At 53.2% G+C, this 24,738-nt stretch carries 30 protein-coding genes; 23 read left to right on the top strand and 7 right to left on the bottom strand.

Annotated features, from left to right (window positions below; translation table 11 throughout):
• Positions 1-340: 340 nt before the first annotated feature.
• From AC2FI7_RS14795 to AC2FI7_RS14765, 7 genes are read left to right on the top strand one after another with little or no spacing between them, the layout of a single operon-like run.
• Positions 341-1,555 carry a glycosyltransferase family protein gene (locus AC2FI7_RS14795; RefSeq protein WP_029621661.1) on the top strand — a complete coding sequence of 405 codons (1,215 nt, stop codon included), beginning with the start codon at positions 341-343 and terminating at the stop codon, positions 1,553-1,555.
• Positions 1,552-2,799 carry a glycosyltransferase family 4 protein gene (locus AC2FI7_RS14790; protein ID WP_496816545.1) on the top strand — a complete coding sequence of 416 codons (1,248 nt, stop codon included), beginning with the start codon at positions 1,552-1,554 and terminating at the stop codon, positions 2,797-2,799. The genes AC2FI7_RS14795 and AC2FI7_RS14790 overlap by 4 nt, the downstream gene beginning before the upstream one ends.
• Positions 2,799-3,875, top strand: coding sequence for a glycosyltransferase family 4 protein (locus AC2FI7_RS14785; RefSeq protein WP_010437934.1), 1,077 nt, complete (start codon positions 2,799-2,801; stop codon positions 3,873-3,875). The genes AC2FI7_RS14790 and AC2FI7_RS14785 overlap by 1 nt, the downstream gene beginning before the upstream one ends.
• Positions 3,872-4,450 (top strand): histidine phosphatase family protein, encoded by a 579-nt coding sequence (locus AC2FI7_RS14780; protein ID WP_496816547.1) that lies wholly within the window; start codon positions 3,872-3,874, stop codon positions 4,448-4,450. Before AC2FI7_RS14785 ends, AC2FI7_RS14780 begins: the two co-directional genes overlap by 4 nt.
• Positions 4,451-4,452: 2 nt before the next feature.
• Positions 4,453-5,595, top strand: a complete 1,143-nt coding sequence (locus AC2FI7_RS14775; protein ID WP_496816548.1) for a glycosyltransferase family protein — start codon at positions 4,453-4,455, stop codon at positions 5,593-5,595.
• A complete protein-coding gene (locus AC2FI7_RS14770; protein WP_010437928.1) occupies positions 5,592-6,365 on the top strand; it encodes a polysaccharide deacetylase family protein in 774 nt (257 codons plus the stop codon). The genes AC2FI7_RS14775 and AC2FI7_RS14770 overlap by 4 nt, the downstream gene beginning before the upstream one ends.
• A complete protein-coding gene (locus tag AC2FI7_RS14765; RefSeq protein ID WP_010437926.1) occupies positions 6,362-6,838 on the top strand; it encodes a class I SAM-dependent methyltransferase in 477 nt (158 codons plus the stop codon). Before AC2FI7_RS14770 ends, AC2FI7_RS14765 begins: the two co-directional genes overlap by 4 nt.
• A gap of 1,042 nt (positions 6,839-7,880) precedes the next feature.
• On the opposite strand, the gene AC2FI7_RS14760 is transcribed toward AC2FI7_RS14765, so the two are convergent.
• From AC2FI7_RS14760 to AC2FI7_RS14740, 5 genes are all read right to left on the bottom strand, one after another.
• A complete protein-coding gene (locus AC2FI7_RS14760) occupies positions 7,881-8,141 on the bottom strand; it encodes a hypothetical protein (protein ID WP_139056590.1) in 261 nt (86 codons plus the stop codon).
• A 256-nt stretch (positions 8,142-8,397) separates the two neighbouring features.
• Entirely contained in the window at positions 8,398-8,823 is a 426-nt protein-coding gene (locus tag AC2FI7_RS14755) for a DUF3010 family protein (protein ID WP_010437920.1), read from the bottom strand.
• A 457-nt stretch (positions 8,824-9,280) separates the two neighbouring features.
• Positions 9,281-9,745, bottom strand: a complete 465-nt coding sequence (locus tag AC2FI7_RS14750; protein ID WP_010437917.1) for a CoA-binding protein — start codon at positions 9,743-9,745, stop codon at positions 9,281-9,283.
• Positions 9,746-9,748: 3 nt separating this feature from the next.
• Complete coding sequence (locus AC2FI7_RS14745) at positions 9,749-10,114, bottom strand: 2Fe-2S iron-sulfur cluster-binding protein (protein ID WP_010437915.1); 366 nt, start codon at positions 10,112-10,114, stop codon at positions 9,749-9,751.
• Complete coding sequence (locus AC2FI7_RS14740) at positions 10,111-11,466, bottom strand: selenium-binding family protein (protein ID WP_010437913.1); 1,356 nt, start codon at positions 11,464-11,466, stop codon at positions 10,111-10,113. Before AC2FI7_RS14740 ends, AC2FI7_RS14745 begins: the two co-directional genes overlap by 4 nt.
• Before the next feature lie 70 nt (positions 11,467-11,536).
• On the opposite strand from AC2FI7_RS14740, the gene AC2FI7_RS14735 reads away from it, so the two are divergent.
• The 10 genes from AC2FI7_RS14735 to AC2FI7_RS14690 all read left to right on the top strand — a co-directional run bounded on the left by AC2FI7_RS14735 (position 11,537) and on the right by AC2FI7_RS14690 (position 17,865).
• On the top strand, positions 11,537-12,298 hold the full coding sequence (locus tag AC2FI7_RS14735) for an IclR family transcriptional regulator (RefSeq protein ID WP_010437911.1): 762 nt from the start codon (positions 11,537-11,539) through the stop codon (positions 12,296-12,298).
• A gap of 96 nt (positions 12,299-12,394) precedes the next feature.
• Entirely contained in the window at positions 12,395-12,748 is a 354-nt protein-coding gene (locus tag AC2FI7_RS14730; RefSeq protein WP_010437910.1) for a putative quinol monooxygenase, read from the top strand.
• 464 nt (positions 12,749-13,212) lie between these two features.
• A complete protein-coding gene (locus tag AC2FI7_RS14725) occupies positions 13,213-14,430 on the top strand; it encodes a tyrosine-type recombinase/integrase (RefSeq protein WP_496833482.1) in 1,218 nt (405 codons plus the stop codon).
• A 4-nt stretch (positions 14,431-14,434) separates the two neighbouring features.
• Positions 14,435-15,085 carry a hypothetical protein gene (locus AC2FI7_RS14720; protein ID WP_496833480.1) on the top strand — a complete coding sequence of 217 codons (651 nt, stop codon included), beginning with the start codon at positions 14,435-14,437 and terminating at the stop codon, positions 15,083-15,085.
• A 127-nt stretch (positions 15,086-15,212) separates the two neighbouring features.
• The gene (locus AC2FI7_RS14715) at positions 15,213-15,452 is read left to right on the top strand and encodes a helix-turn-helix domain-containing protein (protein WP_496833478.1); all 240 of its coding nucleotides are present in this window, start codon (positions 15,213-15,215) and stop codon (positions 15,450-15,452) included.
• 110 nt (positions 15,453-15,562) lie between these two features.
• Positions 15,563-15,931, top strand: a complete 369-nt coding sequence (locus AC2FI7_RS14710) for a hypothetical protein (RefSeq protein WP_496833476.1) — start codon at positions 15,563-15,565, stop codon at positions 15,929-15,931.
• Positions 15,932-16,031: 100 nt separating this feature from the next.
• Positions 16,032-16,238, top strand: a complete 207-nt coding sequence (locus tag AC2FI7_RS14705; protein ID WP_496833474.1) for a transcriptional coactivator p15/PC4 family protein — start codon at positions 16,032-16,034, stop codon at positions 16,236-16,238.
• The gene (locus AC2FI7_RS14700) at positions 16,239-16,763 is read left to right on the top strand and encodes a hypothetical protein (RefSeq protein WP_496833472.1); all 525 of its coding nucleotides are present in this window, start codon (positions 16,239-16,241) and stop codon (positions 16,761-16,763) included. It begins immediately after the preceding gene.
• A 150-nt stretch (positions 16,764-16,913) separates the two neighbouring features.
• On the top strand, positions 16,914-17,594 hold the full coding sequence (locus tag AC2FI7_RS14695; RefSeq protein ID WP_496833470.1) for a hypothetical protein: 681 nt from the start codon (positions 16,914-16,916) through the stop codon (positions 17,592-17,594).
• Positions 17,581-17,865, top strand: a complete 285-nt coding sequence (locus tag AC2FI7_RS14690) for a hypothetical protein (protein ID WP_496833468.1) — start codon at positions 17,581-17,583, stop codon at positions 17,863-17,865. Before AC2FI7_RS14695 ends, AC2FI7_RS14690 begins: the two co-directional genes overlap by 14 nt.
• A gap of 583 nt (positions 17,866-18,448) precedes the next feature.
• Here the strand turns inward: AC2FI7_RS14690 and AC2FI7_RS14685 are convergent.
• Together AC2FI7_RS14685 and AC2FI7_RS14680 are read right to left on the bottom strand one after the other, a co-directional pair.
• Positions 18,449-18,838 (bottom strand): ectoine synthase, encoded by a 390-nt coding sequence (locus AC2FI7_RS14685; RefSeq protein WP_496833466.1) that lies wholly within the window; start codon positions 18,836-18,838, stop codon positions 18,449-18,451.
• Between the two features lie 17 nt (positions 18,839-18,855).
• Complete coding sequence (locus AC2FI7_RS14680) at positions 18,856-19,605, bottom strand: SDR family oxidoreductase (protein ID WP_496833464.1); 750 nt, start codon at positions 19,603-19,605, stop codon at positions 18,856-18,858.
• A 118-nt stretch (positions 19,606-19,723) separates the two neighbouring features.
• Here AC2FI7_RS14680 and AC2FI7_RS14675 point away from each other — a divergent pair, with 118 nt between their 5' ends.
• The 6 genes from AC2FI7_RS14675 to AC2FI7_RS14650 all read left to right on the top strand — a co-directional run bounded on the left by AC2FI7_RS14675 (position 19,724) and on the right by AC2FI7_RS14650 (position 24,460).
• Positions 19,724-20,602 (top strand): LysR substrate-binding domain-containing protein, encoded by an 879-nt coding sequence (locus tag AC2FI7_RS14675; RefSeq protein ID WP_496833462.1) that lies wholly within the window; start codon positions 19,724-19,726, stop codon positions 20,600-20,602.
• A 147-nt stretch (positions 20,603-20,749) separates the two neighbouring features.
• Complete coding sequence (locus AC2FI7_RS14670) at positions 20,750-21,442, top strand: SOS response-associated peptidase (protein ID WP_496833460.1); 693 nt, start codon at positions 20,750-20,752, stop codon at positions 21,440-21,442.
• Positions 21,442-21,771 carry a hypothetical protein gene (locus AC2FI7_RS14665; RefSeq protein WP_496833458.1) on the top strand — a complete coding sequence of 110 codons (330 nt, stop codon included), beginning with the start codon at positions 21,442-21,444 and terminating at the stop codon, positions 21,769-21,771. Before AC2FI7_RS14670 ends, AC2FI7_RS14665 begins: the two co-directional genes overlap by 1 nt.
• A gap of 316 nt (positions 21,772-22,087) precedes the next feature.
• Positions 22,088-22,702: a hypothetical protein gene (locus tag AC2FI7_RS14660; protein WP_496833456.1), complete on the top strand. Its 615-nt coding sequence runs from the start codon at positions 22,088-22,090 to the stop codon at positions 22,700-22,702.
• A 21-nt stretch (positions 22,703-22,723) separates the two neighbouring features.
• Positions 22,724-23,326 (top strand): hypothetical protein, encoded by a 603-nt coding sequence (locus AC2FI7_RS14655; protein ID WP_496833454.1) that lies wholly within the window; start codon positions 22,724-22,726, stop codon positions 23,324-23,326.
• Between the two features lie 951 nt (positions 23,327-24,277).
• The gene (locus AC2FI7_RS14650) at positions 24,278-24,460 is read left to right on the top strand and encodes a hypothetical protein (protein WP_496833452.1); all 183 of its coding nucleotides are present in this window, start codon (positions 24,278-24,280) and stop codon (positions 24,458-24,460) included.
• The last annotated feature ends 278 nt before the right edge of the window (positions 24,461-24,738 follow it).

The raw sequence follows: 24,738 nt of genomic DNA, 5'->3' as shown, positions 1-24,738 counted from the left end.
AGCTTGGTCTGCTGTTCAAATCATCCGCGCACGCATAGGCATCTTTGCGAATGGCAAGTGGCCTCGGCGCAAACGTCTGGATAAGGTATTTTCAAGCAACCAAAAATTGAATATGACGGCCTGAGCCCTAGGATCGTACGCAATCTTGTTCATTGCGGGCAATCGCCAACAAAGGGGCCGCGTCACATTGACGACAAGGCAACGAATATGCTGTTGCCAATTCGCAATGTTTGGCGCATTTGCAGGGAAAAATTCCCACCTTTTGCGCGCAGGCGCGAATGAAATAGGATACTCAGGTGCAAACGCGCGGAGTTGCATCGGAACCGAAACAGGCGAAGGCATGAGCCGAGGTAACAAAAACGAACATCACGGCCGCGCGCCTCGTATCCTGCTATACAGTCACGACACGTTCGGTCTGGGCCATTTGCGCCGGTCTCGAGCTTTGGCGGCAGCGATTACACAGGCCGATCAACGCGCTTCGGCTTTGATCTTGACCGGCTCTCCGGTAGCGGGTCGTTTTACTTTTCCACGGCGGGTCGACCATGTTCGCTTGCCTGGCGTCACCAAACGCGCGGACGGTTCTTACGCCTCACAAACCATTGGCATGGGGATTGATGATGTAACTGAGCTGCGTGCAAGCCTTATCCAAACAGCTGTTACGCAATTTGACCCAGAGGTTCTGATCGTCGACAAAGAACCGACCGGGTTTCGCGGTGAATTGTTGCCGACGCTGGAATATCTTGAGAGCTCGGGTTCGACCAAGCTGGTTCTGGGTCTGCGCGATGTTCTGGACGAACCCGATGTACTGGCCGCCGAATGGGAACGCAAAGAAGCGATCTCGGCAACCGAGCGTTTCTACGATGAGATCTGGGTATATGGCTTGCGCTCGATCTATGACCCGACACAAGGTCTACCCCTCAGTCCGGCAGCGCAACAACGCATGCACTGGACCGGATATCTAAGGCGTGATCTGGGGCCTGTCGGTGAGCCGCCCGAGCAACCTTATATCCTGATTACGCCCGGCGGTGGCGGCGATGGCAAAGCGATGGTCAACCTCGTGCTGTCCGCCTATGAGAAAGACCCGGACCTTTCTCCGCGTGCCGTGCTGGTCTATGGGCCATTCCTGTCAGGTGAATTGCGCGAGGATTTTGAAACCCGCGTCGCCGCACTTGATGGCCGGGTCACAGCTGTAGGCTTCGAATCTCAGATCGAAACGCTGTTCGCCGGAGCAGCCGGTGTAGTCTGCATGGGCGGCTACAATACCTTCTGCGAAGTACTGTCCTTCGACAAACGCGCGGTCATCGTCCCGCGCACAACACCCCGTCTGGAACAATGGATACGCGCCTCTCGCGCGGAAGATCTGGGACTCGTGCGAATGCTCGATGAAAATCGTGACGGTCTGACGGCCGACGCGATGATCCACGCGATCCGTAATCTTCCCCTTCAGCCCTTGCCGTCGCAAGCCATAAGCGCCGGTTTGCTGGACGGTCTGAACTACGTCACCCATCGCATCACCGCACTACTAGCCGCAGAACAAGAGCGCGCGACAGGATGATCAAAACACACCCCAGGCTTGCGGTGCTAGTCAAAGGCTGGCCGCGCCTGTCCGAGACGTTCATTGCCCAAGAGCTCGTTGCCTTGCAGGAGGCTGGCCACAACTTCGATATCTGGTCTTTGCGCCATCCGACCGACGCCAAGCGGCACCCGCTGCATGATCGTTTCAATGGGCAAGTACGCTATCTGCCAGAATACCTTTATGACGAACCTGAACGGCTCGCCGCTGCACGCGCTGTTGCTTCGGGTTTGCCCGGATACCCAGAGGCCTATCGGGTCTGGCGGCAAGACCTGCGCCGAGACCAAACCCATAACCGCATTCGCCGGTTCGGACAGGCCTGCGTGCTAGCTGCCGAGTTACCTGAGGAAACGCAAGCGCTGTACGCGCATTTCATGCACACGCCATCGTCGGTCGCCCGCTACGCTGCGATCATGCGCGGCCTGCCGTGGAGTTTTTCAGCGCACGCCAAAGATATTTGGACCTCGCCAGACTGGGAAAAGAAGGAAAAACTACATCTGGCGAGCTATGGAGCCACTTTTGGGGCAACCTGTACCGCCATCGGTGCAGCGCATCTGCGCGAAATGGCTGATGATCCTGCGCGCGTTGAGTTGATTTACCACGGTCTGGACCTGTCTCGTTTTCCGACCCCTCCTAAGCGTGGTCAGCGGGCGGCCGACGCACCCTTTCATATGCTTTCAGTCGGGCGGTTGGTCGAGAAAAAGGGCTTTGATCGCCTTATCGACGCGTTTGCTCTGCTCCCTCAAACTTTGGACTGGCACTGGACCCATATCGGTGGCGGGACACTGGCCAATAAACTGAGTGCACAGGCTGATGCCGCAGAGCTGTCAGATCGGATCACCTGGATGGGTGCATGCGACCAGCCTGAGGTCGTTGCCGAGATGCGCCGCTCTGACCTGTTTGTGCTGCCCAGCCGGATTGCTGAAGATGGTGACCGGGATGGCTTGCCGAACGTGCTGATGGAGGCGGCGTCACAGCGCCTTCCGATTTTGTCGACGCCGATATCCGCGATCCCAGAGTTCATCGAAACTGGCGTCCATGGGATTCTATCGCAGGACGACCCGGCCTCCTTGGCCTCCGCCATTTCCAAGATTGCCCGGAACCCGGCCAAAACCGCGCGAATGGCAGAGGCAGCGTATGACCGTTTGATCGCCGACTTTCGTATGGATCCGGGCATACGTCGCCTGTCCGAGCGGTTAAACGCATTGTGCACGGATGGTCGGTGATGGCTCGGGTGGCTTTTTATGCGCCGATGAAATCCCCCGATAGCCCCAAGCCTTCGGGCGACCGCGAAATGGCACGCAACCTGATCACCGCAATCCGCGCCCAAAACAACATTGTTGAACTCGCATCAGACCTGCGGATTTACGACAAGAAGGGTGAGCGCCCACTTCAGGATCAGTTGCGAGACAAAGCGATGGTCGAAGCTACGCGGCTGATCACGGAACTGCCATCGGACACAGAACTTTGGGTGACATATCACAACTACTACAAAGCGCCGGACCTGTTGGGCCCCGTAGTATGCCGCGCACGGGGTATCCCATATGTACAACTGGAAAGCACCCGAGCCACCAGTCGGCTCTCGGGTCCATGGGCCGGGTTTGCCCAGTCGGCGCACGACGCCTGTGATGCCGCGCAGATAATATTTTATCACACAGCCAACGATCTGATCACGCTAAAGCGCGAGAAATTCGGCACACAAATATTGGTAGAATTGCCCCCGTTTCTGCCAGTTGCTGAATTGCCTTCCCCATCCGCCCGCGATGGCCCGATGCTGACGGTGGGTATGATGCGTCCAGGGGACAAATTGGCCTCGTACACGATTTTGGCCGAGACGCTGGAACATCTCACAGGCGATTGGGTGCTGGACATCGCTGGCGATGGCCCTGCCCGCCCCAAAGTCGAAGCGCTGATGGCGCAGTTCGGGTCCCGTGTCAGGTTTCTGGGTCAGCTTGATCGAGACACATTGCAAGAGCACTACCGTCAAGCATCGATGTTTGTCTGGCCCGGCGTCAACGAAGCCTATGGCATGGTCTATCTTGAGGCCCAGGCCAGCGGTGTCCCGGTCGTGGCACAAGATCGCCCCGGCGTGCGTGATGTACTGATGCCCTCTGATCATCCCAATGTAAGTTCGGGCACCAAAGGGCTGGCCGCTCGTATACAGTTGCTCTTGGATGATCCCGACCTTCGGCGAACCGAGGGTGATCGCGCCCGCGCCTACATCGCGCAACGCCATCTGATCCCGTCGGCGACGGATCGGTTCTGGACTGCCGTGCGCCCCTTGTTGGAGAAAGAAGAATGACCCGCCTCGCCCTATTGCGCCACGGACATACCGAATGGAACCGCGCAGGTCGCATTCAGGGTCGCAGCGACATTCCCCTGGATGTTGATGCCCGTGCCGAGCTTGCGGGATATCGTCTGCCTTCGCCGTGGGACACTGCATCGATCTGGTCCAGCCCGCTAAGTCGCGCGGCTGAAACCGCTGAAATTGTATCTGGCAGTGCCCCCAAAACATCCAAAGCGTTGACAGAGATGAACTGGGGAGATTGGGAGGGGGAACGCGGCGTGGAACTGATCGCGATTCCCGACAGCGGCTATCGTCATATTGAAGAGTGGGGTTGGGATTATCGACCACCCAACGGTGAAAGCCCGGCAGAACTTTGGGCAAGAATCGCACCTTGGATGGATGGCCTGACGGGCGACAATCTTGCCGTCTGCCATATCGGCATCATGCGGGTGATTTTGGCCAAGGCCTGGGGCTGGAACTTTGCGGGCCCCGCCCCGTTCAAAATCAAACGAAACAGGTTATTTGTCATCGAGTTGAACCCGATGCGAGCCCAGCCCGAACCTGTCCGCCTGCTTGCGCGTGAGGCCTGAATATGAGGGTGATGATCGTCGTTACCCACCTGTTGGGCACCGGGCATCTGAGCCGGGCACTGACATTAGGGTGCGCATTCGCTGATCAGAACCATGAGGTTCTTGTCGTCTCCGGAGGTATGCCCGCACCGCAGCTGGATACGACCGGGATGTCTCTGCTGGGTTTGCCGCCGCTGAGGTCGGACGGCGTCGATTTTACTCGATTGCTTGATCAAAATGGTGCCATTGCAGACGCTGCTTATTTCGAAGCACGCGCGACCGGACTGGTTCAAGCACTACGCAGCTTCGGGCCGCAGGTTCTGATCACCGAGCTTTATCCGTTTGGACGACGTTCGCTCGCAGCAGAATTCCAAGCGGCATTAAAAGCCGCGCAAGGAACCCCTCGTCCCCCTGTTATCCTGAGTTCAATCCGCGATATTCTTGCGCCGCCATCAAAGCCTGCAAAAGCGATCCGAACGGACGAAGTTATTGCAGAGTATTATGACGGCGTTCTGGTCCATGCCGATCCTCGGATCACACCGCTCGACATCAGTTGGCCTGTTTCACCGCAGCTGGCGGCACGGCTGCACTACACGGGTTTCGTCGCACCAAGCGCACCGCCAAGCCATCCGGAGGGTACAGGTCGGGACGAGATCATCGTAAGTGCCGGTGGCGGATCAGTTGGCCAACCGATCTTTCAGGCGGCCATTGAGGCCGCCCGAAAGATGCCCAACAGGCGCTGGCGCCTGTTGGTGGGAGGACAGGATGCCAAAGCGCGCATCGCCGAGCTTTCGCAGTTGGCCGAGGGGACAACGGTTATTCTGGAACGCGTTCGCCCCGATTTTCGCCAAATACTTCCGCTTGTTGCGGCCTCGGTTAGTATGTGCGGCTACAATACTGCCATGGACCTGCTGCAATGCGGTGCCCCTGCTGTGTTGATCCCATTCGACGACGGCAAAGAAGTCGAACAGGGATTGCGTGCGCGTGCGCTTTCGCAATTGGAAGGGGTTGAGGTACTAAACAGTTCTGAACTATCCGGACCCTCACTGCTGAACGCACTGGATCGTGTCATGTCGGGTCTTACTCGTCCCTCAATGGCTGAAGGGTTCGATGGCGCCCGTCGATCGGTGGAAATTGCGACAGACTTGTATGAGGCCCGCCGATGAGCCCTGATTGGCAACCCTTGATGATTGAGTTGCAGCGCTGGGAACAAGCGGATTTGACGCTACCCTTGTGGTGGCGCGATGACGACGCGATCACGGTGACGCCACAGCTCGAAAAACTCACATTGATATCCGTTCAGCTGGGATTACCTGTCCATCTGGCTGTGATCCCGCAACCAGCTGAGGTGTCATTGGCGGAATATGTAAGTGATCAGGCTGCCTTGATTCCGGTTGTGCATGGCTGGGCGCATCAGAACCACGCACCCATAGGTGAAAAGAAAGCCGAGTTCCGTTTGCACCAGCCAATCGAAGCCATTGTTTCTGACGCAAGGGCCGGACTGACTCGGCTACGGAACCTGTTCGGTGATCAGTTACGTCCGATGTTTGTACCGCCTTGGAACCGGATTGATCCTAAAGTTACAGCTCATCTCCGAGGGCTGGGTTTTCGGATAGTATCAACCTCAACACCTCGGAAAACACCACTCGCCGCTCCTGGTCTCGAGCAGGTAAATACGCATCTCGATCCTATCGACTGGCGCGGAACTCGCGGCTTGGCTGACCCGGAAGAGCTGATTTCGCAAGTGGTCACACTGCTACAAGATCGACGCGCAGGACTGGCAGACAATGCTGAAGCATTTGGGGTGTTGACGCATCATCTGGTCCATGATCAGGACATCTGGACGTTTACGAAAGACCTGTTGCACAGGCTGCTTGATGGGCCTGGTGTTCCTTGGATTGCACCATGCAACAAAACGCTGGGAGAACCCGAATGAGTCGACTGGATTCCATGCTGCGACGCCTGACCGCACAACGCGACGGGTTGAACTGGGCTGCGGCACAGATCGAAGCCATGGATGGAGACGTTCTGGATTTGGGATTGGGGAATGGGCGTACCTACGACCATTTACGCGAGATCCTGCCTTCGCGCCGAATTTGGGTGATGGATCGCGTGTTGCAATGCCACCCCAACAGCACGCCTCCTGCAGAAGATTTTCTGCAAGGCGAAGCGGAACCGATGTTACTGAAATTGGCGGAAGCTGGCCATACTATCGCACTAGCGCACTATGATTTTGGTCGCGGGATCAAGTCAGACGATGTTGCCGAAGCAGCCCGCCTGAGCCCTCTGGTCAAACAGGTGATGTGCCCCGGCGGCTTGCTGATATCAGGACAACCCCTGGTAGGTTTCACCCCGATACAGGGCCCTGAAACCATCGCACCTGATCGCTATCTGTTTTATCGCGCCTGATGCAACTTCATATGCTGCTCCAAGCGATCAACAAGCAATTTGGTCACCAAAATGAGCAAGTTTACTGTACTTTGGGGATGCTGGTAGCGGAAGAGACTGCCAAACTACCTTCTCATGTGATTTCTGAAATTCTTACTTCATTCTGTAAACAAAGAGAAATATCCAGCTTTTCGTCCTATCCTCTCTCATCCCATCTCGCACGGTCTTATGTTTTTTGATCGATCAAATGATGGGACAGAAAAAACGGTGCCTTCTCTTACAGTACGAAAAGTTCAAAGCCTTTAAGAGCCGGGGATGTATGGCGATGGAGGCGGTCTGTATTAGCGCATTGGCAAAGCCGAGGGTAAGTCTTGGATACTTAGGACTGTCGTATACGGGAAAAGAGGAGACCTAGGGTTGGGCTCCGCCTTGTTGGTCAGGCTGTCCGAGGCCGGAGAGCTAGCGCGTGAGTAAAGAAAAGTGGCTCGGTCTGGCAGCAATCCGGATACCGTCAGAAAACGGGAAACGCTGACGTGTCGCGAAGCCGCCCTGCGCACACACGCAAATCTGCTGCCAACGTGGCGTAGCAAACGGCATGGGGAAATTTGGCTTTTGGCGATTGAGAGATATGCCTTTTCTAGCTTGGGGGACCGACAAATTTAGACCATCGGGACATCTAATCTGATGGCGGTGCTACAACCGATTAGTAGGGACGTATTCTCGGGAGAAGATGCAGAAAAATGCAAGCTTCACCAATGATGCTATGCGGTGGTAAGATAAGAGTTCGGAGAGGGATTAAAGCCAAAGGGAAATCTTCACGGCGCCTACGCCGGACTTCCGTCTCCTCATCGGTAGCCCGCCTAAACGCTCCAATTCAGACTATGACATCTCTATGTGGGCGACCTGTGCTCTGATGGCGCTACACAGAGCCACATCCGAAATGCTGGAGTATTCTGAGATTTGGGTCGCCAGCGTAAACACTGGCTGCTCCTGCAAAATTGGTCCGGTCAGACGTGAAATGGGCGGCCAGCGCCGCCCACAATGATTCTCAATTCCGGCTGTATTACCGTCCTTCGAACCTATCAAGCGCCGAAGGATAGTTTCTATCGTCCCGCGAGCCTCCGTTTGTGCTCTTTGACGAACTTGTACCGCCTGAGAAACTCCCTGCATTTGTGGTATCGGCACCGTTGCCCCAGCCGTTATCCCCTTTCTTCGTTTGGGTAGGCGGGTCAGGGTCATCAGGTACGTCCTCGGCGTAAACAGGCACAGAGAAAGCCATGGTCGCCGCTAATAAGCTGATGATAGTAAGTTTGGATTTTGACATAATATTCCCCCAAAAATAGTCGGATAAACACTTGGCCAAAATTGAGGCAAGCAATACCAATTTACTTGAACGAGATTGAACCAAATTTGAATGCATCGTTCACGCTACGTTAACATTCTCTAATGCCCTCAAAACTGGGAAACCCTGAAGCAAAAAGGGCTCAGTGGCAGGTAGCCATTTGATAATGGTGGAAAATGGAGCGCTGGGCATGGAATCACACACATGGGCTTCCTGCCACAATAGGCAAGATCAGACATCAGCCCTTGGACAATGTATAAGCACCAGAAAGAAAGGCGTTCTTTAAATAGACCGGCAGCTTCTCGGGATACTCTTTCACTTCCTTCTTGGCGAAATTGGACAAAGCCACTGGATTGACGAACCTAGTGTGACATCCTTCTGTAAGTTGGATCAGAGTCTCGATTTTGAAAGAGACCGCACCGCCTGCCATACGGCCTTTCTTTGCGCGCGTTTTGATCGCAAATGTTCCAACCTCGTTTTCGCGAGCAAACTCATCAAGCGCGGCCATGAATGAACGCAGATCTGCCTCGGATGTATCATCCTCGAGTTCAATCCTTGTGGTCTTAGGTCGGAGCATCTCCACCTTGCCCTCGTCATCCAGGTCGACAACTGCAAGCCGAACTTCCTGTGCCGATATCTCGCAACCGCAACTCTCATCTGTCATTCCTTTGTGTGACAGTTCCTCACTATCATCTTTCGGACCAGAATATATGCCACCTATACCGATGTGCGCGCGTTATCGCGGTCAACAAGCTTAGTTTTTACGATCCTAAATGCTAGGCATAAGACAAGACGGTAGAAGGCGGTCATGCCGCGCCAGAGAGCCCAAAAAGTCCACCCAAGTCTCTCTGTGAGGTTTTCCGTAGGCACCGAAAGGAATTTCTGAATTGTGAGTTTTGATCTCGCTTAGCTCAACAAATCGGACATTCGCTTGGCTAACGTCGAACGACCGCTGTGCGGACAAAGCGGCCTTTGGTTCTCCGAACAAATCGGACATTTTTGGTTTTAGACTAGGCGGTTGTGTAAAGTGACAGGATTACTTGTCTTCTCTTCCGTAAGCACAATATCTCAATTGGCACCCTCATTGGATGCTGAGGAGGCCGCTACCAATCGAATTTCCATCATATCTTTAGGTCCAGGCGCGGCTTCCAAAAAGGGCGGAAGAGTTCAATCTTGGGGCATCGGTTCATCACGACTTTAAGGCCCGCCGCTTCGGCGAGTTGCGCTGCTTGGTCGTCGTACACACCGATTTGACCCCAAAGAACTTTTGCCCCGATTGCGATAGCCTTCTCGGCAAAGGCATAAAACTCCTCCTTCGGGCGAAAAACGTCTACCATATCAACATGTTTGTCGATCTCTTCCAGCGAGTGGTAGACCTTGAGCCCTCTAATTTCCGAAATTTTCGGGTTAGGATTCACCGGTAGAATATCATAGCCGATTTCACTCAGCTGTCGCAGAACGCCATAGCTGAATTTCGTTTTGTCCGCGCTAGCGCCCACCATTGCAATGGTTTTAACCGACTGCAGGATGTCGGCGAGGTATTTGGGGTCGTAATCGTAGATGCGGTCGATATCTGCTTCGGGCATCGGTTAACCTTCCTTCGGCGTCGCAATGTCAGCCTTGAGTTCGTGGGGTTTGAGAGGGTCGAGAAACGGATTGCGGTACAGCTTGTCATGGCTCTCGACCCCGATCTCAAGCGTGATGTCGGATGTCGGACGTGCCACGCAAAGGATCACATAGCCGTTCGCGATTTGCCGATTATTCAGCGCAACCTGTCGGCGTTGATCGATCGCGCCAGTCTGTAGTTTTGCCGCGCAGGTAATGCAGCCGCCATACTTGCACCCAAAGGGCAAGTCGACGCCCTGTTCTCTCAGCGTTTCCAGTAGTGGACGCCGCGCATCCACACAGTATTGCGCGCCATCTCTGTTCGCGATCGTCACGGTATACATAGTCATAGCCAGATGTCGCTTGTGCAATCACCGCCCGGATACCGGCTCTCGTGACAGCGCGATGGACCATTCGGTTCTTTGCCAAAGTCCACAATGAAATCCTCGTTGATCTTCATACCACCGTTTTCAGGGTCGCAATCGATCATCACCATAACCCCGCCCTTTTCGCGGATCTCGGGATAGAACTGGTTATCCCAAGTCGAGAACAGCGAGGTCGTGACATAAAGCCTTCGTCCGTCGAGAGAGAGCTGGAACATCTGTGGACCACCCGCGACCTCGACATCGTTAACGATCGGAGCTTTACCCAAAAGGCCCCCCATAAACACTTGGCCGGTCAGCTTGGGATTATGCGGGTCGGTGATGTCATACTGGCGCATATCTCCATGTAGCCAATTGTTCAGGTACAAGTATTTGTCGTCCATCGAGATCAGGATCGCCGACATAACCCCCGGCAACGGGATCGGCCATTCGGGGTGCATCTCGTTTTCCACGTCGATGATCTTTTCCCACCGCCACTTTTTAGCATCGTCTTGCCACCAATGGATCACATTGGTCGAAAGAGCTGCGCCACAGAACCCATGCGTGCTGTCGGGGTCATGGTGGAACTTGACTTCCAGTGGCAACAGCCCGTCTTCACCCAAATAGAAGCTTTCGACCGGTTCGCGCTTTTCGAAATCCCAAAAATGCAGCTCGCGCCCATATTTCAGATGGCCCACTTCTTCCAGATCGAAGCCCGGCATGAAGGTATTGGGCGCAGCCCATTCGGAACTGACCATCACGTTGTGGCGTGGTTGGTACCAGAAGTCATAGCCGAACTTGATATCGCCCATCGAGGTTTCCCAGCGACCGACGATGTTGAACTCTTTGTCGAGATGCAGATAGCCTCCAGGAGCCTCACCCTTGGCATTTCCAAGGAAGGAAATGATGATTTCCGAGCCCAAACAATGCACCGTATGCGGGCCCGATAAATCTGCCTTGGCCTTGATTTCAGCACCGTCGATGACCTTATGCAACCGCGGCGCACGCGGGTCAGTGGCTGTATCAACGATGTGAAGGTTGTTAGAGCGTACGCCCGGCAGGATCAGGTATTTGCGGGACATCGAGCCGTCGTCGTGACAGGACGAACAGGCGTTCCACCCCATGTGGTGAAGCTCGTCCCCAATCCCCGGCATTTCCAGCCTATGGATTACTTGAGAATAGGTCGAGCTGTCAGGGTCGACATCCACTGTAGCAAGGTAATCAGGTTTCTGGATCCCTGTCCCGGTGTAGATGGCGATCGTGTAGAGTAGCTTTTCTCGGGGGGCTTTGATGGCTTCTTGCGGACTCTTGAAGCCCGGTCCACAGCATTGTCCATCCATCGTATGCTCCTCCCTTGATTCCTTAAATTGTATCGTATATCGAAAACTTGATTATCATAAAGTGAGAAAAATGCATCTCGAACGATTAGCGCTGATTTTGGAAATCGTGGGTCAAAAAGGACGTGCGTCCGTAGCGGATATCTGTGCCCAGTCCGATATACCTAAACCGACGGCCTACAGGCTGGTTCAAGACCTTGTTTTGTCCGGCCTCCTTGAATCACCAACCCGCGGTGAGTTCGCGATTGGGATTAGGCTAAAGCGTATCACGTTGAGCGATCACTCTGACCCCGCTCTTTTGCAAGTGATTGCGCCTGCCCTCTCTGGCGCCGCGAACGACTATGGCGCTGCGTTTTTCTTGTCTCGGCTACGGGGCCATTGGGTTGAGATTATTCATGTGGAGACGCCGCAGACGGGCGTGTCTTTTCTTCATCCAGGTATGGGCAAACGACCAATGCACGCGTGCTCTTGCGCCAAGGCAATCGCCGCCGTGTCGCCTGAGCTGCTGTCTCAAGACCGATTGGATGGGCAGCTTAAGCGGTACACAGATCGCACGATTACAGACCCTAAGGATCTGGCCTCGGAACTCGATGTCATTCGAGCCAAAGGGTATGCCATGTGTGTTGAAGAACTCGAGCGCGGGATCAGTTCTGTCGCAACAACGCTGACTAAGACAGGTGTTGGTGCGACGCTTTCAATCGGCGCTACGGCGTCTCTTCGGGTGTTTACACCTTCGAAGCGAGAAAAGATTGGCCATACACTTACCACAATGTCAAACGAACTTGCACGCGCGCTAGGATGGGGTGAAGCAGATAAAGAAAGGATACCCGCTTAGGTTCATGGGTATCGCAGTGCTGTAGGTTAACGCTATCCAGCAGGACAGGTGTGTTTTGCGACCTTCGCCGCTTTTTGGTCAATGAGGGAGACAAATATGGACGATGCAATGTTTGGTGGGTTCTTCGTGATCAACGTAAAACCTGAGTATCGGCAGCCCTTTTTGGACGCCAGCATCTTCCAAGCGCAAAATGTTGTCAGTGAAGAACCCGAAGTTTTCCAGTTTCATATTATGGTGGATGAGACAAACCCAAATCGTTTCTATTTCTACGAAGTGTTCAGAAACGAAGCCGCGGTCCAGGATCATTGGGAATCTGAAACCTTCAATAACTGGTTGAACACTGTCCGAAAGATGCTGGATGGTGAGATCGAACTTGTTGCCAGGATGCGCTCGCTTTTTCCGACGCCAAAAGGTTTCGAGGCGCAAAAAGCAAGCCTGCTACTATGGTAAAATTGACCGACGTTTAAGATTTTCGTCCGTGCGAGAACATTACGGGTTTTGGTGCTGGTCCGCTTTGGACTCCGAGCAGTCTTTCGCTGCGGTGTGCATCAATGTCCGCTTGCAAGAAAACCAGTGCAAAGCTTGTCAGCCGTCACCCAAAATGTCACCCAGAACAAGGGGTCATCGCTACTAGTGATGCCAGAATGCATCCAGTATTCTGATATTGTTAAGGGAATTTGGTAGCGGAGGAGGGACTTGAACCCCCGACACGCGGATTATGATTCCGTTTACCCCAGATTTTTGAATGCAGTCCTCTATAGTCCGCTGGCGTCCATGACCATCTAGTGTTCACCTGCTTTTTTCCTTATTTACAACGCTAATCATATTGTCCCCCGGATAATTATTGTCTACTGTTGTCCATAACCATCCTTCACAATCCAGTCGATTTTGTCCCCCATGAGTCCCCCAGAGCGATGAAGAAGAAATTGACTAACAGATACCTTGAAAGCCTTACCCCGCCCGAGACGGGGCGTCTTGAGGTGTCTGACACAGAGCGCAAAGGGTTGAGGTTCCGGCTTTCCTCTACTGGCAAGGCAGTATGGATGTATGAAAAACGGGTAAAGGGCGGGCCAAAGCGCAAACATACGCTTGGCCGGTGGCCCAAGCCTGTCGGTCTATCAGAAGCCCGCAAGATGGCGTTGGAGATTGAAGCCGAAGCCGCGCAGGGAATTGACCGCATCGCGAACGCAGAGGCAGAGAGGCGCGAAAAGAAGCGTACGCAGGCATCAACGCTGAACGTGTCGCAGGTGCTGGATATCTATGACACCATCCATCTATCCAGCCTCAGAACGCGCGACGAAAGGCTGCGCCAGTTGTGCCAATCCCTATCTGAGCATCTGGAAAGCCCAATCACTGAATTGACCCGAAGCGATATTCAAAAAGCCGTAGACGCAAAAGCGTCGGCTGGCCGAAAGGCATACGCTAATCGTATTCGGGCTGCGTTGTCTGCGTTTTCAAATTGGGCATGGGTGCGCGGCTACATCTCCGAGAATATAGCTAGCGGTGTAGCAAAGGCCACAATCGAGCATGCACGGGAGCGGGTTCTAACGATTGGCGAGATACGGGCAATCTGGACAGCTACATTTCAGATGGGCCCTGTCTGGGGTCCGGTATTTCGGCTTTTATTGCTTACCTGTCAGCGTAGGGGGGAAATCCTGGGCCTTAAATGGGAGGAAATCACATTCGACACAGCGCGAATGACTAAGCCGGGATCTCAGACAAAGAACAAGAAGCCGCACATAACCCACCTGTCCGAACCGGCCTTAAAAGAATTGAAGGCGCTTCATTCCGAAGACACCGATACCGGCTTTGTGTTTACCACAACTGGCGACACGCCTGTTTCAGGGATTGGCAAGGCAAAAGCGCGACTGGACAAGCTCTTACCGGATGATTTTGAGCATTGGCGGATACATGACATCCGAACCGGATTTGCCACAAAGATGGCTGATGCGGGGGAAAATGAGGCTGTTGTGGATCGCATATTGAATCACTCGGCAACGTCATCGGCCCCGACACTAGTTGGGCGCGTTTACAATCAGGCCCAGCTACTGGATCAGCGCGCCGTAGCATTGGACAAGTGGGCAAAACTGGTGACGCAGGAAAGCGCCGACGTGATTGAGATAGGAAGGTAGCGGAATGTTTAACCCTATTGGATATGTATCCCTCTATGAAATTGCCACCGAGTACCGCAATGCTGGCATCGGGTGGGAAGATTTCTCCAATCAGCTTGGCCAAGTTGGGTCGGTTGAGATTTTCAATCCCGGTGAACAGCCGGTGCAGGTCTCGCTTGATTTACTGCGCATGATCCAGTGGGGTGAACGAATGGAGTTTGCGTTCATAGACGCAGGCTCAGGCGTGATATCACTCGCTAAGATTAGGGACGCGGCAAAAGGGATGGAGCCTGAGCTGTTTGTCGGTGTCTTAATTCTGTTTGCCACGGATCAGGCCAACCTGACAGGGCACCCAATACCCTTAGACTTTGCAGAGAAGTTAGAACCCTTCGAAGGGCAGCAAATAATTCTGCCTGAGACTGAAGCAGACAAGCTCATAATCGCGCTTAAAAATATCAGCACGAAATCACAGCGAAACGCGACCCTGTTGCGCGAAGACGTTGAGCGCGACTATCAAATCTGGCTAAACCAATTCCCCGGGCGCAACCCAACCGAGGCCCAGCGAGACGAATGGTATAAAGGCTACGGGGTTCCTCGGACGCGTGAGAGAGAGTTGTGGAAAAGGTTTAAGCCTGAAGACGGCTCTAAGCCCGGTCGCCCACTCAAGACCCCCTAAAAATAAAAACCCCGCCAAAAACTGTCCATTGCTGTAAACGGCGGGATTGGCGGGGTTTCCGCGACGTTTTCGGCGGGAATAACGCCTGGCACCCTGTGTTCATCGAAGCAACACGGAGGTGAGCAAGATGGGTGAAAATGCTATCATCAGGTCCTATAACATCGAACTGTGCACAGAACATACGGTTAGGCCCAGAGCCACGGATGTGAATGGCGCAGTCCGCTATACCGGCATGTCTCGCGCAACTCTGTATGCGGAGATGAAGGCGGGGATTTTGAAGTTCGTCAAAATAGGCGGCGCTACTCGTTTGGAGTACAGCGAGTTGGACCGTTGGTTTGAGGCGAAATCAAAGGAGGCAGCCGCTTAAACGAGACCCGCACCCAGGAACAGGGCGCGGGCGGCAAACAATTGCGGCTGGTGGAATAGTTGCGATTGTAACCGTTTGTCGCCCTTGGTGCAACAACCAAGGAGCAGAAAATGAGTACTGAGCAGAAACCAGACTTTGAACTTCCTCTAGCAAACGCGCTTCGCGTTTATCGCTGGGCAGACCTTCCCAACCTTACGGCCCCTGCCCTTTACCGGGTGACTGATCCGGGTCAGGAACCGCGCGAAATCCATGCATCCAAGCACAAGCGCCAAGTCCTTGAAGGACTGATGCGGTCGCCACTCTACGCGGCCAGCTACTGCCGCCTGTCGGATCAGGTTCTGCCCCTGCGCCGCGATGACGGCGTGAATATCGAGTGCAAGATGTACCGAGGCGATGCAGACACCGGACGCCAGAAATTTGGCATCTATGTTCTGGTATCGCAGGTCGAGCTGATTTCAGAACGCGGAGTGGCGTCATGAGAACCCGCGACCTTCAGATAACGACCCTTCGCCGCAAGCACGGCCTCTCAGAAGCCGCTGCACGCATCGTCGCAACGCTGTACTACGGGGAGAGCCGCTAATGGCCCTCATCACCCAGATCCCCAAAAACAGTCGTGAGGAATTCCGCGTCAGCCGAGACGGCTTTCAAGGGCATGACCTCATAAACACCCGCGTGTTCTTCGTCTCAAAGGACGGAGAGATGCTGCCGGGTAAGCAAGGCGTCGCCTTCAAGGCGGAATTGCTGCCTGAGTTCATTGATGCGCTCAGCAAGACGGAGGCTGAATAGATGGGGCGCGACAAGAAAAACGAGCGCCGTGGCGAACACTGGACCAAGATGGTGCGAAACATGATGGAGGAGCCCGCTTGGCAGGCCCTCTCGTCCTCTGCGCAGGCTCTGTACCCCTGGCTCAGGCTGGAATGGCACGGAGCGGACAACAATAACAACGGCAAGATTTGCTTGAGCGTCAGACAAGCCGCTGAACGTCTAGGCGTGTCTTGCAACACCGCCGCCAAAGGGTTCCGGGAGCTTCAGGCAAAAGGCTTCATTGCCGTTACCCGCCCGCCCAAACTTGGCACCAGTGGCGTCGCATCATCTCCGCTGTTCGAACTAACCGAAATTTCTTTGCCCACCGCGCAAGGGGAGTCAGGCCGCAGATTGTACAAGCAGTGGTCTGAAGGGGCAGATTTCCCGGTCGTTAAAGCCCCGATTCACAACCCGACAGGCAAGGGCGGAAAAACAAAACCCTGTCTTAAAAACTGCGACGAGACCGTCGTAGATTTTGCGACGAGAAAAACGGAGGCGACGCAATAAATGCGACGGGCCGTATCAATATTTGCGACGAAAACACCCGATTTCGGCAAGTCCTCCGTCGCAATATTTAAGACATCCTTAATCTACCAGGGGGTCTGGGGGAAACAGGCACCTTCTGCACCAACAATCCAACACAGCGAGGCATGAGCAATGAAGAGCGAGAGCAAACAGAAAACGCATACCGAGAATGAACCCGCTTTGGACGACACGGGCTCGACAGGAACGGATCTGGAAGTCGGCAAGAGAGAAGCAACTGAAGCAGAGTTGGCCGTCATCAACGCTGTGCGTGCCGACAAGCGCGCGCAAGTCAGGGCACCGGCTTTGAACATGGATTTCGACGAGGAAACCCGAGAGGTTTTTGTTGAGCATGAGGGCTTGGACGGCATGTCGGGCGCGGCTCTGACAATGCATGAACTAGGATCTTCAGACCTGCGTTTCTATGAAGGCATCATGAGCCACATCGTCCCACTCGGTGACGGTGATAAGACGATATCCGACACAGCTTCCAACTTCGTGCTGTCTGTTGTCGCAAACATTCAGCCAAAGGATCAAATTGAAGCGATGCTTGCCGTTCAGATGGGTACAGTACACCAAGCCACAATGGTAATGGCACGGCGCTTGAATCATTCGAAACATATCGCGCAACAAGATGCAGCCGAACGCGCTCTCAACAAACTGGCACGTACCTTCACTAGCCAAGTTGAAACGTTGAAACGGTATCGTTCAAAGACGGATCAGACCGTTCGTGTTGAACGGGTTGAAGTGAAAGAAGGCGGGCAGGCAATTGTCGGCGATGTCCACCACGGGGGGCGGGGCAATGAAAAAAGGTAACACCAACCCCATGGAAAGGGCTCACGCCTCGCCACGTTGCACGGCGAAGTCAAAACGCACCGGACTTCCCTGCAAAAACCCTGCGGTAAAAGGCTGGACGGTGTGCCGTATGCACGGTGCAGGCGGTGGTCACGGTCCTGGCAAAGCCAATCCGGCCTACAAGCACGGTATGCGCACCAGAGAAGCTCAAGAGATGAGGAAAGATATCAACGAGCATGTACGGATGGCGCGCGCTTTGGAGGCGCTCGCAGGACATGAGCGTAAAAAGTGAGCCTACTTTGCGACGCGCCCCACTCGCACCCCCTCATTGAAATCGCTAATCCCCATCACGGCGCGCCGCGCCACCTTGATAGCTCGGCGATGTGTTCTAATTTCGGCTGGTACATGGAAACTAATGTCGTCGAGCGACATTCTAAGAAAGTAATCCGCTTTTTCGTTCATCTTTCGAGGGCTTCGTGGGGCGACACGCCGCACTAGATAACCCCCTCAAATCCAGTTGGAAAAACTAGAAAATGCTAAAATCAAGACATGCCGCCCACATTCGCAGGGTCGCATTGTGGCAAAATTGTGTCCACGATTCATTGTGAAACTTACCGTTCCCAACTGGGAAACAAAGCGTTTCGCCCTATTGTGAGTCATTACGAGAATCCCCCAATTTGGGAGGCCAGCGTAGTATACCACATGTAGCCCGCTATATTCAGCCCGCTATAAATGGGGGGGGGTGGCAGACCAACTGTCAGAAGGTGACGAATTCTAAGTCATCACTCCGGTTTAGTCGGATGTCGGCTCTGAGCCCATTTCGACCGTTACTGCACTTTACTTAAACGACAGTTTTGTCGGAAACACCGACATTATCAGGATCCACTTAGCGCGTAACTTCCGTCTTTACGGTGCACTTCACGCCCACTGAGCGGAGGGTTGAAGACGCAGACAAGCCGCAGATCAGTATCTGTAGCTCGCACCAGGTGTCGGTCATTTTGATCCAAAGCATAAAGGGTGAAGGGCTCAAGAGAATCCCAGGTTTCGTCGTTAGACGCTCTGATCTGGCCCTTGCCCTCGATACAATAACACGCCTCTAAATGATGGGTGTATTCAAGCTCAAGCACGGTGCCCTTTGTGATGATTGTATCCGTCAGTGAAAACCCCATTCCATCAGAGGCAAGTAACAACCTTCTGCTATTCCACCCCGGACCAGAGACGTCTCGATCCGTGCCGAGAATATCTTCGAGAGACTTAACAATCATACTTCATCGCCTTGTTTCTATCGTACTGCACGGTTCATCCCGCCGTCGGACAAGATGCTCTGACCGTTGATGTATCGGGCTCCTTCGCTTGCAAGAAACACGCACGCTTGTCCAATTTCTTCGAATGTTGCGGGCCGCTGAGCAGGTATTTCCCGACGCGCCCGTTCTGAAAGGTTCACGTTCTCACAGAACCCGGGGAGCAGGTTGTTCATGCGAATGTTGTGCCTTGCATAACGATCCCCGTAAAGCTTTGAGAAACTGTGCAGAGCGCCACGCAACATGCTCATGGGATAAGGTGCCCGTGGTTCGACCGCATTCATGGACGAGATGTTTACGAAAGCACCGCCGCCTTGTTCGATCAGTATCGGCGTGACGATACGGGCAAGCTTGACGACGTTCAGCACGTACATGTCCAGGCTTTCGTGCCACAGCTCGTCGCTAAGTTCCAAAAGTGGCCCGTCAAAATCAGGATCGAAACCGACCGTCTTGATGGCTTCTGGCACTGTACCACCGTGGCCCATGTTGCTGACAATGGCGTCGATCCGACCATACTTACTCATGGTGTCGTCGATCATCGCCTGCAAATCAGCAACATCCAGCACAGAACCGCGATGACCAATGCCCCCAAGTTCCTCAGCCAGTTCAACTGAGCGATTGGAGGGGGACATCAGCGAGACCTTGTAGCCTGCCTTTGCCATCTCAATGGCGCATCCCCGGCCGATGCCCTGTCCTGTCCCTGTCATCAGCGCGACTTTGAGTTCGGGCATAGTGTTTCCTTTCCTTGAGCATGCAGTGTGTGAGATTTAATGAGCTGAAGTCATTGTAACTATCAGGAACCAATTGAACCTATCGAGTTTTGGGAACATTGTTGTTAGTTTTTCTCACATGCCGGAAAACCTCAGACACCTTCGCGCCCTTCAGGCTTTCGACGAAACTGCAAGTCATTCCAGCCTGACCAAGGCCGCGGATGTGTTGAACGTCACCCACGGGGCAATCAGCCGTCAGATCAAGTTGCTGGAACTGCATCTTGGCGTGACACTCTTTCATCGCCGCCCCAATGGCGTTGAACTGACCAAGGCTGGCGAACGTCTTCATCAATCCACACGCGGGGCATTTTCCGCATTGCAACTGGGTGTAACAGAGGTGAAGCGACTACATCACCGCCAGTCGATTACCGTGTCTTTGAGCACATCTTTGGCGCTTAAATGGCTTGTCCCGTTGCTGAGTTCGTTTCGGCAAGAACATCCGGGTATCGCATTGTTGCTGGACACAAATGACGCCTTCGCGGATTTCGATACGTCCGAAGTTGATGTTGCCCTTCGTTTTGGGGAGCCCGGTTGGGATGGGTTATATCATGAGCAAATAAGGCAGGAGGAATTGATTGTCGTGGCCGCGCCGTCCCTTGCTGAAAACACACGGCTGCCAATGCCGGCCGAGGAAGTGGCGGACCTGCCATTGCTGCACGATGCCTTCAACGTCGGATGGGAAAGCTGGGCCGCACAAGTTGGGCTGAGCGCTGATCGGATCAACTCGCAGAGCATCAAGTACGTAGACAGCGCTGTTCTTTTGGAGGCAGCGATTGACGGTCAGGGCGTCGCGCTGGCAAGACATCTCTTGGCAGAGAGGGATTTAAGACTTGGTCGATTGATCCGCCTCGGCGAAAGTCATGTTCCGTTGAATCGTGGACTATACTTCGTCTGCCGACCGGGCGATCAGGAACGGGTCACGGTTAGAATTTTCAAGAAGTGGCTTATGTCGGTTTGAGTTTTGGGCTCCATTCAAGGTCCTGTAAAAGCCGCCATTAGTTCACGCGTTGCAGATGTCGGCTTTGTCCGCATTACTGCCGTTAGTCTCGTCACCTACCATCAAAAAGCTCACCACACGTTCCACCTGGTTTGCTAAGCTTGCTCAATGTGCGGACGACTCGGCAGACCCGAAATGACATGGGCGGAGCTTTACGCTCTGCAGAACTGGATCGTGAACGGCGTTCCAATCCCAACTGAACGTGACCCCAACGCCCAAGACCTGTCCATGAGCTGGAACGTAAAGCCAACTCAGATGCTGGATATGGCGTTTATCAACGACGACCGACTGATAAGCTCTACGGCGCGCTGGTGGTTTGTGCCACACTGGTTCAAGGAAGACGTTAAGCAGTGGAAACCGACCACCTTCAACGCGAAGATAGAAACGGCACATAAACTGGGCTCATTCCGAGTCGCATGGAAGAGCAGCAGGTGCATTATCCCAGCCAGCTTCTACTATGAATGGACAGGCCCTAAGGGGGCTAAGCAGCCATGGGTTATCAAAACGGATACCAATGATCCATGCATGTATTTCGCAGGCCTCTATTCGCGCCTCTCATCTGGTCTGAACACCTGTACAATTCTCACGCGGCCTGCCTTGCATCAAATCGAACACATCCATGCTAGGTCGCCGGTTATTCTGACGAATGAAAACCTGATGCCGTGGATGACGGGCGAGATTGACCACGACGAAGCGCAGGAACTTGGAACCGAATGGGAAGGACGGATGCGCTATCACATGGTCGCCCCGATTGGTCGCGACGATGACGGGCCGGAATTAATCGACGTTATCGAGGCGTAATGGCCACACGCAGCAGATCCCCGAAGAAAGCAGCGGATGAAAAGTATTTCCCTATCAAAGTTCGTGTGCTCGTTCCCGAGGAAGGGTTCGGCCACAATCTCTATGAGATGCACACTTGGCTGAATGACCGTGCTGGGCGAGGCCGCTGGGGCTGGAACGCTGACAACGTACTATCTCGCGGCGCTCGGGATGCAGTGTCGTTGTATCTTCTCGATGCCCGTTTAATTGTTCCGTTGACCGAGACCTTCAATTTGGAACTTGCTCAAGGTGAGGCAGACCTGTGTGGCGAAGGATCATTCAAGCTCATGACTGCGATAGTCGCTCGATGAAAGTGCCTAGCTGAAAACTCCCCTACCCCCTCAATAGAGAGGGGCTGGCTAAGACCTCATCATCCAGCCCCTCACCACCTTCACTCTCAATCATTTGTGAGACGGTGGGTTCTTCCCCTACTCCCGAACCGGGAGGCCTGCACAGTATAGCACAAACAGCCCGTCATATTCAGCCCGCTATTAATGGGGGGTGCGCGATGGCTTTGGTCGGCTAGGAGCACCAACTCAGAAAAGACTTATTCAATTGTATATAAAGGAAAAACTAAAGATTGTTGACTCATTGGCCGTTCTATTCGTAGCTTTAGGATAGTTTTTTATGCTTTTGTTTGGTGGTTCAATGGTTAACTCGGTTCGCGCACTATTACCTTTTTCGATGACCTCAATCGTTTTGGCTGCAGCATTTAGTACTGCTAGTTTTGCTCAAAGTTTTGGTATCCCCAACGGGTCGGCCTCTATCAGTTCAGACGGTAGAATTTCTGGGAGTTGGATGGAGGTTAACCCGGTTCCCGGTTTTCCTGATGAGACAGACTCCGGGTCTGTTCGCGGTCGAATTGACCGAAATGGTAATATTTCAGGGAACTTCTCTGGAACCGAGAATAACAACGTCGCCCTTCCCGATGGTTCTGTTGTCAGTGTTCCTGAAAACTATTCTGGAAATTTTTCAGGACGAATAGACCGTAATGGGAATTACTCAGTGAGGTGGGGAGGCCCCGAACCTGGATCAAGGTCCGGGCGTATCTCAGGGTTCAGCCTTCCAGGTTCTTCAAGATCAGGGCAATCTAACGACGAACAAAATCAACAACAAGAAAGCCCTTTTGATCAAAATACAGATAATGAGAATCCGGAGGATGTTAGCTTGGAGGATGTCGCTGCGGAACTAGAGAGGTATTTAGAGAGTGAGAACAATTCGAATGCGCAGTGTCAAGGATAGTTGTCGTCGGGAGGTTAACCAGTGACTCAAGTAAATACGGCGTTAGTTGGGGCTGCAGTAATCGGACTGGGGGCTTGCGCGTTAGATCAAAATACCCGCCCCAATGATGTTGAAGAGGTACTGGGCAGACCAGCAACAAAAGAAGATTTTCGATTCAGCCCTACCTTCACATTCGAAAAACCAAAGCAATCTAAGAATGATGTCCGGTTCTTCTGGTCCCCGACGTGTGGGTATTCATCACGCTCTTTTTCAGAGAAAGTGATACCTCTAGTCAACGATAGCTCGTTTAAACGTGAGAACAATTTTACTGCGCTTCAACTGGCCAGAAACAAACTGGATGAAGATATCTACGCACGCATGAATAGCTACGACGATTACCCCAGGCTTGCGATTCTCGTGCTTAGAATAAACGAACAAAATGGTGTTCTAAAGGACGTATCAACCATCGATAGGATTGCTGTGGCATTTGGAATCAAAAAGAGGCAACCACCCAATTGGAGCAACCAAAACGCAGAACTCGAATTTTCAAAACTAGCTATTCAGAATCTTACAAGTTATGCGAAATCGATTGGAATAGAAGAAACACCATCCTGGTTTGTTGGTAGTGAATTATTGAGTGTTTGAGGTGCTGGAATATGAATAGAAGAAAAATGCTTTATCTAATATCTACTAGCATGTGTTCTACCTTGATTGCGTCCATACCCAATGAAGCGCTTGCTTCAGGATGTGCATTGAATCAGAACGCAGGAGCCGAGGACTACAAACCGACTAACGTGTTGCTTTCCGGCGCTATTGTAACCGCGATTGGCCTTATCGCTGGGACAGGCTTAGCGGCAACAATACTCATAAGCGCCGGAGTATTCATTTTTGTGGCCGGAGTAGCACTCGCTATCTACCAAGCGAGAGGTGGGGCTCCAAATCCACTTACAGATAACATTGAACAGTTCAGATAGATTGGGCTAACGCTTGGTCGAAGTGATTTCGTGACCGGAGTAACAGCGTAGCTTGATTCCGCTACTCTCAGCCTGTGCGGTGCTGACGCGGGAGCCCAGCACTGCTTTGAGAATTAACGAACAAGAACTCATCCGTGAGAAGTAGAGGTTGCGCCGTTCCCGACACTACCGTTTTTGCCTTTGACCTTGTTTTTGCGGCAACGGTCCTGACAGTTGCTTTTCGTTGCTCGATTTCGTTGAGCAGGAAGAACACTGCTGCAGGCTTCCCCACAAGTTCTCTCGGAATAACAATGCTATCCACTTTTATGTCCTTCTGAGAAATGCCCACCATCGCAACCGAACTCCGCTTGCCTGAAGCTACCCTAGGTTGAAAAGAGGCAAAATTGTGGCAACGAAACTGTGTGATAGATTTGGGCAGTTAGTCGCTTACAAAATACTGCTGTTGAGGTGCAATTACGCTGACGAAGAGTGGTCAAAGAGCCACCTATTTCTTAAATAACGTGCAGATGTTCCCCTCGCGTTCCTGTCTGGATTGGGGTGTTATGATACCTTAAGTCAGACGACCATTGACGGACAAAAGGCGATGTTTGACCCAGTACTTAGCGGGATACTTGCCGCAAGCATGCAGAGGGCAAAGGAGGAACGAGAGGTTTATCGTTGGCTGCACAGCGACCGCTCCAAACCACTGCCGCCCGAACTTAAAGCTCGTCTGGTGAAAATGGAGGCTGAGCAATTCGGTGATGAACTTGCGGCCAAAGCCATGGACGAAATAGCAACAAATTACATGCCGCAGGTGATGCAATGAGCAGACTAGACCACTCGATTATTTTGGCGGGCAGACAGCCCAACATCGTCAACGCTTTGCCCAGCTTGCGATGTCGCCCGATAGCGAGGCCGGGGAGCACGATGCATACTTACATTTGGCCGGAAGCGATGGAGAACCAGACGCTTGGATAGAAGGATATAAAGGTTCGAAGAATGGCGGCTTTTATAACCTATGATGATAGCGGGGACATAAATTACCGGTCTCTGCAATAGGAGTTACTCCGTTACACCACTGCTTTAGAATTGTTTATTTTGGAC

This window comes from Ruegeria sp. YTSA064, from assembly GCF_059610325.1.
This window is presented reverse-complemented; position numbering and strand designations above follow the sequence as displayed.

Bases quoted from the DNA above. Each gene is read 5' to 3' on its own strand.
- AC2FI7_RS14795 (WP_029621661.1), top strand. From the start codon at position 341: ATGAGCCGAGGTAACAAAAACGAACATCACGGCCGCGCGCCTCGTATC.
- AC2FI7_RS14790 (WP_496816545.1), top strand. From the start codon at position 1,552: ATGATCAAAACACACCCCAGGCTTGCGGTGCTAGTCAAAGGCTGGCCG.
- AC2FI7_RS14785 (WP_010437934.1), top strand. From the start codon at position 2,799: ATGGCTCGGGTGGCTTTTTATGCGCCGATGAAATCCCCCGATAGCCCC.
- AC2FI7_RS14780 (WP_496816547.1), top strand. From the start codon at position 3,872: ATGACCCGCCTCGCCCTATTGCGCCACGGACATACCGAATGGAACCGC.
- AC2FI7_RS14775 (WP_496816548.1), top strand. From the start codon at position 4,453: ATGAGGGTGATGATCGTCGTTACCCACCTGTTGGGCACCGGGCATCTG.
- AC2FI7_RS14770 (WP_010437928.1), top strand. From the start codon at position 5,592: ATGAGCCCTGATTGGCAACCCTTGATGATTGAGTTGCAGCGCTGGGAA.
- AC2FI7_RS14765 (WP_010437926.1), top strand. From the start codon at position 6,362: ATGAGTCGACTGGATTCCATGCTGCGACGCCTGACCGCACAACGCGAC.
- AC2FI7_RS14760 (WP_139056590.1), bottom strand. From the start codon at position 8,141: ATGTCAAAATCCAAACTTACTATCATCAGCTTATTAGCGGCGACCATG.
- AC2FI7_RS14755 (WP_010437920.1), bottom strand. From the start codon at position 8,823: ATGACAGATGAGAGTTGCGGTTGCGAGATATCGGCACAGGAAGTTCGG.
- AC2FI7_RS14750 (WP_010437917.1), bottom strand. From the start codon at position 9,745: ATGCCCGAAGCAGATATCGACCGCATCTACGATTACGACCCCAAATAC.
- AC2FI7_RS14745 (WP_010437915.1), bottom strand. From the start codon at position 10,114: ATGACTATGTATACCGTGACGATCGCGAACAGAGATGGCGCGCAATAC.
- AC2FI7_RS14740 (WP_010437913.1), bottom strand. From the start codon at position 11,466: ATGGATGGACAATGCTGTGGACCGGGCTTCAAGAGTCCGCAAGAAGCC.
- AC2FI7_RS14735 (WP_010437911.1), top strand. From the start codon at position 11,537: ATGCATCTCGAACGATTAGCGCTGATTTTGGAAATCGTGGGTCAAAAA.
- AC2FI7_RS14730 (WP_010437910.1), top strand. From the start codon at position 12,395: ATGGACGATGCAATGTTTGGTGGGTTCTTCGTGATCAACGTAAAACCT.
- AC2FI7_RS14725 (WP_496833482.1), top strand. From the start codon at position 13,213: ATGAAGAAGAAATTGACTAACAGATACCTTGAAAGCCTTACCCCGCCC.
- AC2FI7_RS14720 (WP_496833480.1), top strand. From the start codon at position 14,435: ATGTTTAACCCTATTGGATATGTATCCCTCTATGAAATTGCCACCGAG.
- AC2FI7_RS14715 (WP_496833478.1), top strand. From the start codon at position 15,213: ATGGGTGAAAATGCTATCATCAGGTCCTATAACATCGAACTGTGCACA.
- AC2FI7_RS14710 (WP_496833476.1), top strand. From the start codon at position 15,563: ATGAGTACTGAGCAGAAACCAGACTTTGAACTTCCTCTAGCAAACGCG.
- AC2FI7_RS14705 (WP_496833474.1), top strand. From the start codon at position 16,032: ATGGCCCTCATCACCCAGATCCCCAAAAACAGTCGTGAGGAATTCCGC.
- AC2FI7_RS14700 (WP_496833472.1), top strand. From the start codon at position 16,239: ATGGGGCGCGACAAGAAAAACGAGCGCCGTGGCGAACACTGGACCAAG.
- AC2FI7_RS14695 (WP_496833470.1), top strand. From the start codon at position 16,914: ATGAAGAGCGAGAGCAAACAGAAAACGCATACCGAGAATGAACCCGCT.
- AC2FI7_RS14690 (WP_496833468.1), top strand. From the start codon at position 17,581: ATGAAAAAAGGTAACACCAACCCCATGGAAAGGGCTCACGCCTCGCCA.
- AC2FI7_RS14685 (WP_496833466.1), bottom strand. From the start codon at position 18,838: ATGATTGTTAAGTCTCTCGAAGATATTCTCGGCACGGATCGAGACGTC.
- AC2FI7_RS14680 (WP_496833464.1), bottom strand. From the start codon at position 19,605: ATGCCCGAACTCAAAGTCGCGCTGATGACAGGGACAGGACAGGGCATC.
- AC2FI7_RS14675 (WP_496833462.1), top strand. From the start codon at position 19,724: ATGCCGGAAAACCTCAGACACCTTCGCGCCCTTCAGGCTTTCGACGAA.
- AC2FI7_RS14670 (WP_496833460.1), top strand. From the start codon at position 20,750: ATGTGCGGACGACTCGGCAGACCCGAAATGACATGGGCGGAGCTTTAC.
- AC2FI7_RS14665 (WP_496833458.1), top strand. From the start codon at position 21,442: ATGGCCACACGCAGCAGATCCCCGAAGAAAGCAGCGGATGAAAAGTAT.
- AC2FI7_RS14660 (WP_496833456.1), top strand. From the start codon at position 22,088: ATGCTTTTGTTTGGTGGTTCAATGGTTAACTCGGTTCGCGCACTATTA.
- AC2FI7_RS14650 (WP_496833452.1), top strand. From the start codon at position 24,278: ATGCAGAGGGCAAAGGAGGAACGAGAGGTTTATCGTTGGCTGCACAGC.